Consider the following 13,876-nt stretch of genomic DNA (forward strand, 5'->3'; position numbering starts at 1 on the left):
GCCCGTGCGGCGAACGAATCGACCGCCGCAGGCGCGGACGATCGCCGGGACGACGAAATGGCGCGCCGGGCGCACGACGCCGGCGGTGTGGTCGGACAGCCCTATGGCGCTCAGGGTTCGTTGCTGTCGTCGGTCGGGTTGTCGCCGATCTTGCGTACGCCGGCCTGCTGCTCGGCCGCGCGTGCGGCCTTCGAGCGCAGATCCAGCACCACCCGGATCAGGCCCGGCGAATCCTGCTGGAACTCGCGCTCGAAGCCGAGCGACTGCGCCAGCGACAGCATCGGGGTGTTGTGCTCGAACACCTCGCCGTACAGGCGATGCACCTTCTTGCCGCGCGCCCATTTGACCAGGCGCGTCATCAGATAGCGGCCCAGGCCCATGTTGGCTATGTAACGGCTGACCAGGATCGCGAACTCGGCGTCGTGGCTGCGCTCGTCGATGGCGACGCGGGCGACCGCGCCGACCAGAGCTTCGCCGGGAGGCAAGGGTTCGGCCGCGACCAGGGCGAACTCGGTGCGCGGATCGATCCGAGTGAAGCGCTCGGCCATTTCCGGCGTGAGTTCTTTCAGCGCGTAGAGGAATCGCTGCCGCACCTCGTCGGGTTGCAGCAGGGTAAAGCCCGCTCGCAAGGGCTCGGCATCTTCCGGACGCACCGGACGAATCAGTACTTCGCGTCCGTTGGGAAGACGCTGGCGTTCATGCCAGGGCGGCAAACGTTCACGCGTGGCCATGGTCGGATATTGGCACATTGTGACGGACTTCGCCCTTCATCTTTAGGCTAGGTAGACGCCGGTCCGACCGGCGGCATGCCCTGGCCCGCAATTCCACGGTCGAGAGGCGAAAGGCGGGGCCCTCGCGACAATGTGCCTGAGGTTACTTTTTCTTGACGCAGTCCATGCATGAAATGAGAATTGCTCGCATCATGCCGCCGACTCGCCGGCCTGACAACCGCCCCTGAGGCCAGCCAGACGCCCGCGCCGTTTCATGCCGCCGGGCTCAGCCAGATGCCCTCCTGCCGCCGCCCCCGACCGGACGATGCCTCGCCCGTGTCTGCGGCCGTGTCGCGCCTGTGCGCAGGCGGCCGGGGCGCCGCCGATCTCTTCGCCCAGCTTCGGACTACCCCTGATGACGTTTTCGCATTCGCCGCGCCCGCTTCCGCCTCGTCCGCACCGTCTCGCCCGGGGGCTGCTGGTCGCGCTGACCGCACTGACCGCGGGCACGGCCTTCGCCGACGACGCCGAGCGCGAGGCCAAGCGCCTGGACTCGGTGGTCGTGGTCGCCGACCGTGCCACCACTGCGACCAAGACCGATACGCGTCTGATCGAAACCCCGCAGGCGATCAGCGTGATCACCGCCGAACAGGCCGCCGACCGCGGCGTGCAGAACCTGCAGGAGACGCTGCGCTATTCCGCCGGCGCCTACAGCGAGGCCTACGGCCTGGACACGCGCAGCGACGGCTCGCTGGTGCGCGGCTTCTCGCCGGTGTCCTTCCTCGACGGCATGACCCGGCAGATCGGCTCCAGCCTGGTGCCGCGTCCGGAGGTCTACACGATGGAACGCGCCGAGCTGCTGCGCGGGCCCTCGTCGATGCTGTACGGTGCCGGCGGTTCCGGCGGCGTCTTCAACCTCGTCAGCAAGCGCCCGCAGTTCCAGAGCGCAGGCGAAATCGGCCTGAGCTACGGCACCCACCAGCGCAGGCAGTTGCAGTTCGACCTGACCGGCCCGCTCAACGAGGCCGGCACCGTTGCCGGCCGCATCGTCGGCGTGGCGCGCGACGCGCAGCAACAGGCCGACCGCATGCCCGACGACCGCCTGGTGCTGGCGCCTTCCTTGACCTGGCGCATTTCCGACGCGACCCAGTTGACCTTCCTTGGCCTGCTGCAGAAGGACGAGAGCGGATCGAGCCAACAGTTCCTGCCGGTGGTCGCGACCTTGCGCGCGGCGCCGGGCCGGCGCCTGCCGAACCATCGCCTGCTCGGCGAGCCCGATGCCGATCGCCTCGACAGCCGCCAGGCCAGTGCCACCGTGTTGCTCGAGCACGCCTTCTCCGATGCGCTGCGCTTCAACAGCAGCCTGCGCTACGCCAAGTCGCGCACCGACTTCACCGAGATCTATCCGGACGTCTACTCCAATCCGGCCAATCCCTTCATCGACGCGGAAGGACGGGTGCTGCCGCGCTCGGCCTACATCAGCAATCCGCGTATCGACACGCTGACGGCCGACAACAACGTCCAGGTCGATTTCGCTACCGGCGCCTTGCGCCATACCGTGCTCGCCGGCGTCGACTACCTGCGCTTCCGCCAGACCGCGATGACCGGCTTCGGCGCGACCACGCCGATCGACGCCTATGCGCCGGTCTACGGGAACTACGTGCTGCCCGGACTTGCGCCGCAGCCGCGTCAGGACCAGACCCAGGTCGGCGTCTACGTGCAGGACCAGATCCGCTGGGGCGAACGCGTCACGGCCGTGCTCGGCGCGCGCCGCGACCGTGCCCGCACCCAGGTCGGCGATCAGCCGCGCATCGAGGATTACGCCACCAGCTACCGCGCCGGCGCGATCGTCGATGCCGGCCGCGGCTTCTCGCCGTACTTGAGCTACAGCGAGTCGTTCCTGCCGATCGGCAGCCTGGATTTCTTCAGCCAGCCGTTCAAGCCGCAGGAAGGGCGCCAATACGAGATGGGCGTGAAATGGCAGCCGCGCGAGCAGACCCTGGTGACCCTGGCGGTGTACGACATCCGCGAAAAGAACCGCCAGACCAACGACCCGCAGAACGTGCTCAACTCGGTGCAGACTGGCGAGGTCGGTTCCAAGGGCGTCGAGCTCGAGGCCAGTCACACCCTGGGCAACGATTTCTACGTCACCGCGAGTTACAGCTATAACGAAGCCGAAGTGACGCGCAGCAACTTCGCCCCCGAGATCGACCGCCAGCTCGCCGACGTGCCGAAGGAACTCGCTTCGGTCTGGGGCGTGAAGCAGTTCGACTGGGGCGACAGCGGCCGCATCCGCCTGGGCGCCGGCGTGCGCCACGTCGGCTCGACCCTGTCGATCGGCGGCAACGGCAGCCTGCGCACGCCGGGCTACACCCTGGCCGATGCGCTGGTCTCCTTCGACCTGCCGCAGTGGTCGTTCACGCTCAACCTCACCAACCTGGCCGACAAGCAGTACTACGCACCGTGCCGGGCATTCGGCGACTGCTTCGCCGGCAACGGCCGCAACGTCACCGGCACGGTGACCTACCGGTTCTGAACCCCCGGGCCGGTTCTGATTCTTGGCCGCGCGACCGCCAGGGTCGCGCGTTGGAGCGGCTTCCCCGCGAAGGCGGGGAGACCGCGCCCCGTCCCGCCGCAGGCGCGGGCCGAGGGCGACGAGGCAGGCCCGAACCGCGGCGCAGCGGCTTCGATGAGCCGGTTGCGGCCTCGCATCGGCCTTAATCGGCAATGTTAGACTTCGCCGCTGAACCTCAAGGAGCAACGTTGTCATGGCCGGTGGTGGCGATTCGACCCGCGCAATTCTGTTCGCACTTGGTGCCAATTTCGCCATCGCGGTATCCAAGGGCGTGGCGGCGTACTTCACCGGTTCCAGCGCCATGCTGGCCGAAACCGTGCACTCCCTGGCCGACTGCGGCAACCAGGGCCTGCTGATCCTGGGCCTGAAGCAATCCAAGCGGCCGCCGTCGCCGGACTATCCGCTCGGCTACGGCAAGGCCATCTATTTCTGGTCGTTCCTGGTCGCGGTGATGTTGTTCACCGTCGGCGGCATGTTCTCGCTGTACGAGGGCATCCACAAACTGCAGCACCCCGAACCGCTCAAGCAGTGGTGGTGGGCGGCCGGCGTGCTGACCTTCGGCATCGTCGCCGAGGCGGTATCGATGCGAGCCTGCCTGCAGGAAGTCGCCAAGGCCCGCGGCCAACGTTCGTTGTGGCAGTGGTTCCGCGAGAGCCGTCAGGCCGAACTGGTGGTGATCTTCGGCGAAGACCTGGCGGCGTTGCTCGGTCTGGTGGTGGCGCTCGGCGCGGTGCTGCTCGCGGTGGCGACCGGCAACCCGATCTGGGACGCCATCGGTACCATCTGCATCGGCGCGTTGTTGATCATCGTCGCGGTGTTCGTGGCGATCGAGGTCAAGGCGATGTTGATCGGCCAGAGCGTCGATCCGCAGCGCCAACAGCAGATCCGCGAGTTCCTCGACGGCCGCCCGGAAATCGCCCGCGTGATCAGCCTGATCACCTTGCAGCTCGGCAACGAGGTGATGGTTTCGGTGCAGGCGCAGATGCGCGAAGAGCAGAGCGTGGCGGCCCTGACCGACCAGATCAACACGGTCGAGAGGGCGATGAAGCAGGCCTTCCCGGAAGTGCGCTGGAGCTTCTTCGAGCCGGATTCGAAGTCCGGCGACTGAGCCGGCGGCAACCGCACGAGGCCGTGCCGGGACGATCACGATCAAGCCGGAAGCGTTCGCGCTTCCGGCTTTTTCTTGGCCGCGATCTTCGCCGTGGCCGTTCTCGGCGATACTCTGCGCAGGCGAGGCAGTCTAGGGACGGCAGGCAGGCGATGAAGACGGGAACCGCGGTTCTGTTGTCGATGGCGATCGTGATCGCCGGCATCGCCGCGACCGCCGGCGTGGGTTACGCGGTGTATCGCAATATCGAAGGCCAGGTCGAGAAGAGCGCGGCGCAGGCCAGGGCCGACGCCGGCCTGCCGGACAGCGGCGCGGAAGCGCCGGGTTGCGCCAAGGCCGACGACGACGCCCAGGCCAAGGCGGTGCTCGCGCCGGCCGACGAGGTCCTGCGCAAGACGCAACGGCCGGTGGCGCGGATCGAGTTGAGCGCCTTGGCGCGCGACGATACCGGCGTCAGCAAGATCGGCGGCCGGGCCTATTGGGCGGCCGGGCGCGACTATCCGCGCGACGGCAAGGGCCAGCCCTTGTTCCTGCTGGCCCAGGTCAATCTGGCCGAAGTGCCGAAGATGCCCGGCTACCCCGAGCGCGGCATGTTGCAGTTCTTCATCTCCGGCGACGATTACTACGGCGCTGCGCTCGACGACGCCCATGGCCAGGGCCGCATGGGCGCGCTTGCCAAGCAGACCGGCTTCCGCGTGATCTATTGGCCGGAACTGTCGGCCGCGGCGATCGCGCCGCCGAACGCGACGGCCGGGGCCGATTCGCTGCCGTTCGACCCGGCTAAACCGCAGCGCATGCGCTTCACCGCCGACCACGAGACCATCGGCGCCAACGACGCGCATTTCGAGCAGGCGCTGGAAGGCGGGGTCGAGCCGTTGATCGAGCGTTATCGCGGCGAGCATCCCGACGCGACCGAGGAAGAGCTGCAGGATGCGCTCAGCGAGTATCTGTCGCGTTCCGGCCACAAGCTCGGCGGCTATCCCGACTTCACCCAGAGCGACCCGCGAGAATCCTCGGACCGGCGCGTGCTGCTGTTCCAGCTCGACAGCGACGACGCGCTGATGTGGGGCGATTCGGGCATCGCCAACTTCTTCATCGACCCCGACGACCTCGCCCGCGCCGATTTCAGCCGCGTCTCCTATCACTGGGACTGCTATTGAGCGCGCCCGGCCTGCGCCGCTATCGGGTCGAGGATCGCGCCGCCTGCCTGGCCTTGTTCGACGGCAACATGCCGGAGTATTTCGCCGCGGTCGAACGCGATGAATTCATCGAGACCCTCGACGAGGTCGACGATGGGATCGTTGGTTATTGGGTGATCGAACTCGAAGGCGAGGGCATCGTCGCCTGCGGCGGTTATGCGGCCACCGACGAGGACGCCAGCATCGCGGTGCTGTTCTGGGGCATGGTCCGCCGCGACCTGCACCGGCGCGGGCTCGGCGAGCGCCTGTTGCTGGAGCGCCTGCGCCGCATCGATGCCGACCCGGCGTTCGCCGCGACCGTACTCGAGACCACCCAGCACAGTCGCGCCTTCTACGCCCGCCATGGCTTCCAGGCGGTGCGCGAACAACGCAACGGTATCGCACTGGGCTTGGACCTGGTCGATATGCGCCGGCCGCGTGCCGGCGCCGGGCCGAACGGTGTGGGCTGAGCTCCCGCGGCTCGCTCGGGCGATGGCTGCCCAGGCCGCTGGGTAAGGCCGAAGACCGGAGAGAGCGGGCTCTCCCCGGTCGTGCCGCGATCGCGATCGATCAGGGCAGGATGCAGCCGCAGCGGCGATAGCACTGCGAGTAGGTCACGTAGCACTGGGTGCCGCCGTTGTTCTCGCAGTTGGTCAGTGCGGTCTCGCAGCCGAGCCGGCAGGTGTTGTTGCAGCCGGCGGCGCCGGCGCTCGACGCCATGCCGATGCCGAACGCGAACGCGCAGATCGCAAGGAACGAAATCTTCTTCCTGGACATTCGAACTCCCTCTCCTTTCGCCCTTCAGTGGGCCCGGGAGTGATACGCCGGGATCCAGGCGCGTCGCAAGCGGCCAATCGCGGCCAGGCGGGCACGACGGCGAACGACGCCGCCGTCGATTCGGCCGGGTTTTACCGAAGTTTCGGCGCTTGCCGGCCAGCGTTCGCCGCCCGCGCTCGGCGGGCGGCGATGCGGCGAATGCAATCGCAGGTGGTCATCGAAAGCCAGCGCGCCTCGGCGTCTCGCTGCATTGCAGCGAGGTATTGCAGGGAGCTTGCGCGTTGCTTCGAGGTGCCTCAGTCGGCTTGCTTGAGCCAGGTCACCGCCGCCGATGCGTCCGCCGTTTCGGCCAGCGTGCGTGCCAGCACCGACAGTGCGGCCTGCAGTGTCTGGTCGAACTGCCACGGCGGATTGAGCAGCAGCAGGCCGCTGCCGTTCATGCGCAGCGGCGAATCGTCGGCGCGCACCAGCAGCTCGGCGGTCAGGATCGACTTGGCCGGCAAGGTCGCGGCGCGGCGGTAGAACGGCTGCAGGGCGCGGCGGCGCTTGATCGGGTACCACAGCACGTAACAGCCCTGCGGCCAGCGGGCGAGGGCGTCGCGCAGCGCGCCGAGGGCGGTGTCGAATTCTTCGAGCTGGGCCTCGTAGGGCGGGTCGATCAGGACCAGGCCGCGGTTGTAGCGGGTCGCGCCGATCTTCGGAGGCAACATGGCCTTCATCGCCGCGTAGCCGTCGCGCGCGTGCACCGCGATGCGTGGATCGGCCTTGAAGTGGTGCTCCAACTGGCTCGCCTCTTCCGGCTGCAACTCGCAGGCGGCGATGCGGTCGTCCTCGCGCAAGGCATGCGCAAGCAGCCAGGGCGAGCCGGGATAGGCCGAGGGGCCGTGCTCGTTGCGGCAGGCGCGCACCGCGGCCAGGTAACGGGTAATGGCGGCCTGTTTCGGCGCCTCGGCCAGCAACCGGCCGATGCCGCCCTCGGCTTCGCCGGTACGCAGCGCCGAATTGCCGTCGAGCGGATACAGGCCGCGCCCGGCATGGGTATCCAGGGCGAACAGCGGTGCGGGCTTGACGGTCAGGGCATCGCACAGGGCCAGCAGGGCGACGTGCTTGAGCACATCGGCGTGATTGCCGGCATGGAAGGCGTGGCGATAGTTCATTGAGGCCGTGATTCGGGATTCGGGAGAGGGGATTCGGAGAGAAGACGCGCCGGCATTGGGGACCCAGTGGCGTGGCAGCGACGGGCATGACGCCGGGGGGCATTATGGGGCCATAGCCGTCGCGGCGTTTTCCGGGGGCGGCAGCCGGAGGCCCGGCAAGGCATCATGGGCGGCATAACTGCGTTACCGACTCCCTAATTCCGACTCCCGATTCCCGGTCCTATGCGCATCCTGCTCGTCGAAGACGAATCCGCCATTGCCGACACCGTGCTCTATGCCTTGCGCGCCGAAGGTTTCGAGGCGGTGCACTGCCTGACCGGCGGCGAAGCCCTGCGCGAGGCCGCGCGCGTGGCCTTCGACCTGGCCGTGCTCGACATCGGCCTGCCCGACATCGGCGGCTTCGCCCTGTGCCGCGAGCTGCGCCGTGGGCGCGATCTGCCGGTGATCTTCCTGACCGCGCAGAACGCCGAGGCCGACCGCATCCTCGGCCTGGAGATCGGCGCCGACGACTATGTCACCAAGCCGTTCTCGCCGCGCGAGTTGGCCACGCGCGTGCGCGTGGTGCTGCGGCGCGCGCGCGGCGGCGCGGCCGAGACCGCGGCGGTCGAGGACGGTTTCGTGCACGACCTGGAGGGCAAGCGCATCCGTTACCGCGGCCAGGCCCTGGACCTGACCCGCTACGAATACGGCCTGCTCGCCGCTCTGTTGCAGCGCCCCGGCGCGGTGTTGTCGCGCGCGCAGCTGATGGACCGGGTCTGGGGCGACGCCCTCGACAGCGGCGACCGCACCGTCGACACCCACATCAAGACCTTGCGCGCCAAGCTGCGCGACGTCGCCGCCGACCGCGACCCCATCCGCACCCATCGCGGCCTGGGCTATTCGCTAGAAGCCTCGTAAGCGGGCGCCCCGATGCGGATCGGCCTGCGGATCTTCCTGGGGTATTTCCTGATCGTGGCGGTGGCCGCGTTGCTGCTGGCGCGGGTGTTCGTCGCCGAGGTCAAGCCGGGCGTGCGCCAGGCCATGGAAGACACCCTGGTCGATACCGCCAACGTGCTGGCCGAGCTGGCCACCGACGATTTCGTCGCCGGCCGCATCAACCAGGGCGATTTCGCCAAGCGCGTGCGCGCGCTCGGCCAGCGCGACGTCGGCGCGGCGATCTGGGGCTTCCGCAAGCGCGCGGCGAACTACCGCGTCTACATCACCGATGCGCGCGGCATCGTCGTGTTCGACAGCAGCGGCCAGGACGTCGGCCAGGACTACTCGCGCTGGAACGACGTTTATCTGACCCTGCGCGGGCGCTACGGCGCGCGTTCCAGCGCGACCGACCCCGGTCACCCGGAAACCACGATCATGCACGTGGCCGCGCCGATCCGCGCCGACAACGGCCAGGTCATCGGCTCGTTGACGGTGGCCAAGCCGAACAGCGCCATCGCCCCCTTCATCGCCCGCAGCCAGACCGTGGTGACGCGCTGGGGCTTCGTGCTGATGGGCGCGGCGCTGGCGATCGGCCTGGGCGTGTCGTGGTGGCTGTCGCGCCAGATCGGCCTGCTGCGCCGTTATGCGCATGCGGTCACCGCCGGCGATCGCGCCACGCCGCCGCGCGCGGCCGGCGAATTCGGCGAGCTGGGGCGCGCGCTGGAGACCATGCGCACGCGCCTGGAAGGCAAGCAGTACGTCGAGCAATACGTGCACACCCTGACCCACGAGATGAAGAGCCCGCTCGCGGCGATCCGCGGCAGCGCCGAACTGCTCGAATCGCCGCCCGGCGATGCGCCGATGCCGGACGCCGACCGCGCCCGTTTCGCCGCCAGCATCCGCGGCCAGGCCGAGCGCCTGGCGCAGATGATCGACAAATTGCTGGCACTGGCCGCGGTCGAACATCGCCAGCGCCTGGAGCGGCCCGAGCCGGTGGCGCTGGCGGCGATCGTGCGCGAGGCGTTGGAGCAATGCACGCAGCGCCTGGACCGTTCCGGCGCCAAGCTGCTGCTCGACCTGGAGCCGAATCTTCCGCCGGTGCGGGGCGACGCCTTCCTGCTGCGCCAGGCGCTGATCAATCTGATCGACAACGCCGCCGATTTCTCGCCGCGCGGCGGCGAGATCGTGCTGCGCCTGCAACGCGACGGCGAGTGCCAGCGCGTCGACATCAGCGACCGCGGCCCCGGCATTCCCGACTATGCCTTGAGTCGCGTGTTCGAGCGTTTCTATTCGTTGCCGCGTCCGTCCGGCGGCAGCCGCAGCAGCGGCCTGGGCCTGTGCTTCGTCGCCGAGGTGGCGTCCTTGCACGGCGGCGAAACCGAATTGGTCAACCGCGAAGAGGGCGGCGCCCGCGCCAGCCTGATCGTGCGCGGCTGAGCCCGCCAGGGCGCCCGAACGGCGCTTCACCATTGCTTCACCGATAGCACACGCGTGCGCCATCGCGCCCCCGCACAGGCGGCGCAACCTGCCGTCCAACGTTGCGGACAGGGAGTACGACATGCGTGTGTGGTTGAAGATGCTGATGGTGCTGGGGATGACCCTGGCGATACTGATTCCGCTGCTGATGATCGGCGGCGTGATCGATGAGAGACAGACGTACCGCGCCCAGGCGGTGGCCCGCATTGCGCGCAGCTATGCCGGTGCGCAGGCGTTCTCGGGGCCGGCCCTGGTAGTGCCGTACGAAGATTCCTGGATCGAGACGGAAAAAGATCTCGACGGCACGGTCAAGCGCGTCCAGCGCCGCGAGCAGGGTCGCTGGACCTTCTTCCCGAACAAGCTCGACGTCGAAGGCGAGATCACCCCGAAGGTGCGTCAGCTCGGCCTGCACAAGGTCCGGGTCTACGAATGGAAGGGCAAGGCCAAGGCCGACTTCGCCGCGACCATTCCGGCCGATCCGGTGCTGAGCGCGGATCAGGTCGAATCCGGTCGGCGCCGGGTGATCGGCCGTCCCTGGTTGAGCTATGCCTTCGCCGACGTGCGCGGCCTGCGTAATCCCAAATTGCGCCTGGACGGCGCCGAGACCACGATCGAGGACGGCCTCGGCGCGCGCGACGGCGGCGGCATCCATGCGCGTCTGGCGGCGCCGGCGCCGGGCAGCGCGCTGCGCCTGCAGACCGACCTCGACTTCGCCCTGGGCGGTACCGAGTCGCTGGCGCTGGTGCCGCTGGGCAAGAACAACCGTTTCGCCCTCAGCTCCACCTGGCCGCACCCGAACTACGGCGGCAGCTTCCCGCCGCATTCGGACGACATCGGCGACCAGGGCTTCCGCGCCGAATGGCAGGTTTCCTCGGTGGCGACCAATGCCCAACGCCAGTACCTGGCCGGTTCGATCCTGCCGACGGTGGCGGTGGCCGGCGACGACGAAATCGGCAACGAGCCCGGCGGCGACATCAACGCGGTCCAGGTGACTCTGAAAGACCCGGTCAACGTCTACTCGCAGGCCGATCGGGCGACCAAGTACGGCTTGCTGTTCGTGCTGCTGACCTTCGTCGGTTTCTTCATGTTCGAGTTGATGAAGCAACTGCGCATCCACCCGATCCAGTACGGCCTGGTCGGCCTGGCCCTGGCGATCTTCTTCCTGCTGCTGGTCAGCCTGAGCGAACACTTCGCCTTCGGCCTGGCCTATCTGGCCGCGAGCGTGGCTTGCATCGGCCTGCTGGTGTTCTATCTGAGTGCGGTCTTGCGCAGTCTCGTTCGCGCCTTGGGGTTCGGTGCCATGCTGACGACGCTTTACGGTGCCCTGTACGGCCTGCTGATCTCGGAGGACAACGCGCTGGTGCTGGGTGCCGGCCTGCTGTTCCTGATCCTGGCGGTGTTGATGATGGTGACGCGCAAGGTCGACTGGTACCAGCTCGGCGGTTCGTCGCCGAAGCGTGTGCCGGATCCGCCGAAGGCCGAGGCCCTGCGTACCCCGGTGGCCCAGGCCGCGGGCAACCCGCCGGACCTGCCGCCCCACCGCGGCGAGTAAGCGAGCGATGCGGCGCGGCGGCGGGCAGGGACGCCCGCCGCCGCGTCGTTTTGCCATCGGGATAACCTTGCTTGGCGCACACTGCGACCAACGACGGAGATGCTGGGTGTTCGCGCAGGAGATGCCGGGCTTTGGAACCTCCCATCTAAGCGTAAGAACCGGCGGCCGTCGTTCCCGCGCAGGCGGGCTCGGCTGCTTTACTTCGGCGGAGCCGAACACGCAGGGCTCTACCGCAGCATGACTCTGAAGCCTCACGCCTTCACCAAGATGCCCATATGAATACCCCGATGCCCGAGATCCATACCTACAGCGGTGCCGAGATCACGCCTTACCTGGATGCCATCGCCGCGCTGCGCATGAGCGTGTTCCGCGACTGGCCGTATCTCTACGACGGCGATGTCGCTTACGAGGCGAACTACTTGCGGACCTATCGCGAGTCCTGGCGCAGCATCGCGGTGTTGGCCTTCGACGGCGGCCGCATCGTCGGCGCTTCGACCGGCTTGCCGATGGCCGACGAAACCCCCGAGCTGCGCGTCGCTTTCGAAGGCGGTCCGATCGATATCGAGCAGGTGTTCTATTGCGGCGAGTCGGTGTTGCTGCCCGAATACCGGGGGCGCGGCATCGGCCATCGCTTCTTCGACGAGCGCCAGGCCCATGCGCGCGGGCTCGATGGATTCCGCTGGACCGCGTTCTGCGCGGTCGAACGCGACGCCAGCGACGGCCGAAAACCGGCGTTCCATCGCGGCAACGAGGAATTCTGGAGAAAACGCGGCTACGTCCATCGCCCGGAGCTGCAGGTCTCGCTGCCATGGCGTGAGCTCGGACGCGGCGAATGCCCGCATACCTTGAGCTTCTGGCTGCGCCCCCTGGAACGCGTGCAATGAGGGTGGCGGTCGCGAAGTACACGATCGGCGCGCCGCGCAGCTTCGCCGAATTCGCCGACAAGCAGGCCAAGTGGCTCAGCGAAGCGCGCGCCAGCGGCGCCGAAGTGGCGGTGCTGCCGGAGTATCTGGCGCTGGAACTCGGCGCGACTTTCGGCGCGGCGACCCAGGGCGACCTGCATGCCTCCCTGGTCGCCATCCAGGCCTATCGCCAGGCCTGGCTGGACCTGTTCGGCCTGCTCGCGCGCGAACTGCGCCTGCACGTGGTCGCCGGCAGTTTCCTGCTCGATCTGGGACAGGGGCGTTACCGCAACCGCAGCGACGCCTTCGCCCCCGACGGCGGGCGCCTGTGGCAGGACAAGCTGCAACTGACCGGCTTCGAGAAACAGGCCGGCGTGATCGAAGCCGGCGATGCGCTCAAGACCTTCGAGATCGGCACCCAGCGCGCCGGCATCGCGGTCTGCTACGACATCGAGTTCCCGCTGCCGGTGCGGGCGCAATGCGAAGCCGGCGCACGCTTGTTGCTGGCGCCGAGTTGCACCGACACCGAGGCCGGCGCGACGCGCGTGCGGGTCGGTTGCCTGGCGCGCGCCTTGGAGAACCGCAGCTTCGTCGCCCAGGCGGTGACCGCCGGCGAGGCCTTGTGGAGCCCGGCCCTGGACACCAACACCGGCGAGGCGGCGATCTATGCGCCGATGGACGTGGGCCTGCCGGCCGACGGCGTCCTGGCGCAGACCCGCGCGGGCCAGCGCTGGGCCTATGCCGACTTGGATTTCGCCGCGCTCGAAGCGAGCCGTGTACGGGCGCAGGTGGCGAACGATCGCGATTGGATGGGGCAGGGTGCGCCGGCGATTGCGCGGGCGAGGGTGGAGGGGTGGGGACGGTAGATGGGGTTCCGTCGGCCGGTTTTGCTCTTGGCCCTTGGCTTCAGCCCTTGCTAGCACGCTTCAGCTTTCGCTTTTCATGCTTCGGATTTTGCTGTGCGTCGCACCGCACTCGCGAAGGCAATCGAAGACCCGGAGGGCGGCGCGCAGGGATGCGCGCCGTTTTTCATCGGGACATGGATGTCCCGTATGAAAAATCCCTGCGTCGGCATCGCTCGTGCGGGCTTGTGATTCAAAGCAAAAGCATTTTTCTTTGGTGACTTTACTTTTGTTGCTTTAGACAAAACAAAGTTACCCGCCGCTTTAGTGGCGGAAGCTCTTAGCGTTTGATCTTGATCTTGCTGATCGAGAAGCCACAAGCAAGAGCAGAGCTTTCGTCCGCTCACGCGGCCGGGTTACTTTCTTTTGCTAAGCCCAAAAGAAAGGTAACCAAAGAAAAGGGCTCTCCTTGCAAGGGCACAGGCCACGAGTGCGCAGCTAGCGCCGGGATTTTCCGATAAGACGTCCCTGTCTTATCGGAAAACGCCGCACGTCCTGTGCGGCGCCCTCCGGGTCTCCACTTGACCGGCAGAGCGGCAAAGCAGATCAAAATCTCGGCAACGGCAACGGCAACGGCAACGGCAACGGCAACGGCAACGGCAACGGTAACGGCAACGGCGCCAT

The 13,876-nt window shown here is 67.8% G+C and carries 13 protein-coding genes; 9 read left to right on the forward strand and 4 right to left on the reverse strand.

All coding sequences use genetic code 11. The features are described 5' to 3' along the window. Positions 1–110: 110 nt before the first annotated feature. Positions 111–731 (reverse strand): GNAT family N-acetyltransferase, encoded by a 621-nt coding sequence (locus LC490_RS22105; RefSeq protein ID WP_081931166.1) that lies wholly within the window; start codon positions 729–731, stop codon positions 111–113. A 394-nt stretch (positions 732–1,125) separates the two neighbouring features. Here LC490_RS22105 and LC490_RS22110 point away from each other — a divergent pair, with 394 nt between their 5' ends. The 4 genes from LC490_RS22110 to LC490_RS22125 all read left to right on the forward strand — a co-directional run bounded on the left by LC490_RS22110 (position 1,126) and on the right by LC490_RS22125 (position 6,041). Beyond that, positions 1,126–3,246 (forward strand): TonB-dependent siderophore receptor, encoded by a 2,121-nt coding sequence (locus LC490_RS22110; RefSeq protein ID WP_223621645.1) that lies wholly within the window; start codon positions 1,126–1,128, stop codon positions 3,244–3,246. Positions 3,247–3,478: 232 nt separating this feature from the next. Beyond that, on the forward strand, positions 3,479–4,393 hold the full coding sequence (locus LC490_RS22115; protein WP_031373315.1) for a cation diffusion facilitator family transporter: 915 nt from the start codon (positions 3,479–3,481) through the stop codon (positions 4,391–4,393). Positions 4,394–4,545: 152 nt separating this feature from the next. Beyond that, a complete protein-coding gene (locus LC490_RS22120) occupies positions 4,546–5,553 on the forward strand; it encodes a YwqG family protein (RefSeq protein ID WP_223621646.1) in 1,008 nt (335 codons plus the stop codon). Beyond that, complete coding sequence (locus tag LC490_RS22125; RefSeq protein ID WP_223621647.1) at positions 5,550–6,041, forward strand: GNAT family N-acetyltransferase; 492 nt, start codon at positions 5,550–5,552, stop codon at positions 6,039–6,041. The genes LC490_RS22120 and LC490_RS22125 overlap by 4 nt, the downstream gene beginning before the upstream one ends. A 100-nt stretch (positions 6,042–6,141) precedes the next feature. On the opposite strand, the gene LC490_RS22130 is transcribed toward LC490_RS22125, so the two are convergent. Both LC490_RS22130 and rlmJ read right to left on the reverse strand, forming a co-directional pair. Beyond that, on the reverse strand, positions 6,142–6,348 hold the full coding sequence (locus LC490_RS22130) for a hypothetical protein (protein ID WP_223621648.1): 207 nt from the start codon (positions 6,346–6,348) through the stop codon (positions 6,142–6,144). A gap of 296 nt (positions 6,349–6,644) precedes the next feature. Beyond that, the gene (gene rlmJ, locus LC490_RS22135) at positions 6,645–7,505 is read right to left on the reverse strand and encodes a 23S rRNA (adenine(2030)-N(6))-methyltransferase RlmJ (protein ID WP_036149339.1); all 861 of its coding nucleotides are present in this window, start codon (positions 7,503–7,505) and stop codon (positions 6,645–6,647) included. Between the two features lie 222 nt (positions 7,506–7,727). Between rlmJ and creB the strand changes: the two genes are divergently transcribed. From creB to LC490_RS22160, 5 genes are all read left to right on the forward strand, one after another. Then, the gene (creB, locus tag LC490_RS22140; RefSeq protein ID WP_031373320.1) at positions 7,728–8,402 is read left to right on the forward strand and encodes a two-component system response regulator CreB; all 675 of its coding nucleotides are present in this window, start codon (positions 7,728–7,730) and stop codon (positions 8,400–8,402) included. A gap of 12 nt (positions 8,403–8,414) precedes the next feature. Continuing rightward, complete coding sequence (creC, locus tag LC490_RS22145) at positions 8,415–9,857, forward strand: two-component system sensor histidine kinase CreC (RefSeq protein ID WP_223621649.1); 1,443 nt, start codon at positions 8,415–8,417, stop codon at positions 9,855–9,857. 121 nt (positions 9,858–9,978) lie between these two features. Further along, entirely contained in the window at positions 9,979–11,448 is a 1,470-nt protein-coding gene (gene creD / locus LC490_RS22150; RefSeq protein ID WP_081931171.1) for a cell envelope integrity protein CreD, read from the forward strand. A gap of 275 nt (positions 11,449–11,723) precedes the next feature. Next, the gene (locus LC490_RS22155; protein WP_223621650.1) at positions 11,724–12,332 is read left to right on the forward strand and encodes a GNAT family N-acetyltransferase; all 609 of its coding nucleotides are present in this window, start codon (positions 11,724–11,726) and stop codon (positions 12,330–12,332) included. After that, positions 12,329–13,216, forward strand: coding sequence for a carbon-nitrogen hydrolase family protein (locus LC490_RS22160; protein WP_031373324.1), 888 nt, complete (start codon positions 12,329–12,331; stop codon positions 13,214–13,216). Before LC490_RS22155 ends, LC490_RS22160 begins: the two co-directional genes overlap by 4 nt. A 74-nt stretch (positions 13,217–13,290) precedes the next feature. Here the strand turns inward: LC490_RS22160 and LC490_RS22165 are convergent, their stop codons facing one another. Further along, a complete protein-coding gene (locus tag LC490_RS22165; protein ID WP_223621651.1) occupies positions 13,291–13,599 on the reverse strand; it encodes a hypothetical protein in 309 nt (102 codons plus the stop codon). Positions 13,600–13,876: the final 277 nt, after the last annotated feature.

This window comes from Lysobacter sp. ESA13C, assembly GCF_019970005.1.
GTDB classification, from domain to species: domain Bacteria; phylum Pseudomonadota; class Gammaproteobacteria; order Xanthomonadales; family Xanthomonadaceae; genus Lysobacter; species Lysobacter antibioticus_B.

Excerpts from the sequence above, each read along its gene's own strand:
- LC490_RS22105 (WP_081931166.1), bottom strand. The coding sequence starts at position 731 with ATGGCCACGCGTGAACGTTTGCCGCCCTGGCATGAACGCCAGCGTCTT.
- LC490_RS22110 (WP_223621645.1), top strand. The coding sequence starts at position 1,126 with ATGACGTTTTCGCATTCGCCGCGCCCGCTTCCGCCTCGTCCGCACCGT.
- LC490_RS22115 (WP_031373315.1), top strand. The coding sequence starts at position 3,479 with ATGGCCGGTGGTGGCGATTCGACCCGCGCAATTCTGTTCGCACTTGGT.
- LC490_RS22120 (WP_223621646.1), top strand. The coding sequence starts at position 4,546 with ATGAAGACGGGAACCGCGGTTCTGTTGTCGATGGCGATCGTGATCGCC.
- LC490_RS22130 (WP_223621648.1), bottom strand. The coding sequence starts at position 6,348 with ATGTCCAGGAAGAAGATTTCGTTCCTTGCGATCTGCGCGTTCGCGTTC.
- rlmJ (WP_036149339.1), bottom strand. The coding sequence starts at position 7,505 with ATGAACTATCGCCACGCCTTCCATGCCGGCAATCACGCCGATGTGCTC.
- creB (WP_031373320.1), top strand. The coding sequence starts at position 7,728 with ATGCGCATCCTGCTCGTCGAAGACGAATCCGCCATTGCCGACACCGTG.
- creC (WP_223621649.1), top strand. The coding sequence starts at position 8,415 with ATGCGGATCGGCCTGCGGATCTTCCTGGGGTATTTCCTGATCGTGGCG.
- creD (WP_081931171.1), top strand. The coding sequence starts at position 9,979 with ATGCGTGTGTGGTTGAAGATGCTGATGGTGCTGGGGATGACCCTGGCG.
- LC490_RS22155 (WP_223621650.1), top strand. The coding sequence starts at position 11,724 with ATGAATACCCCGATGCCCGAGATCCATACCTACAGCGGTGCCGAGATC.
- LC490_RS22160 (WP_031373324.1), top strand. The coding sequence starts at position 12,329 with ATGAGGGTGGCGGTCGCGAAGTACACGATCGGCGCGCCGCGCAGCTTC.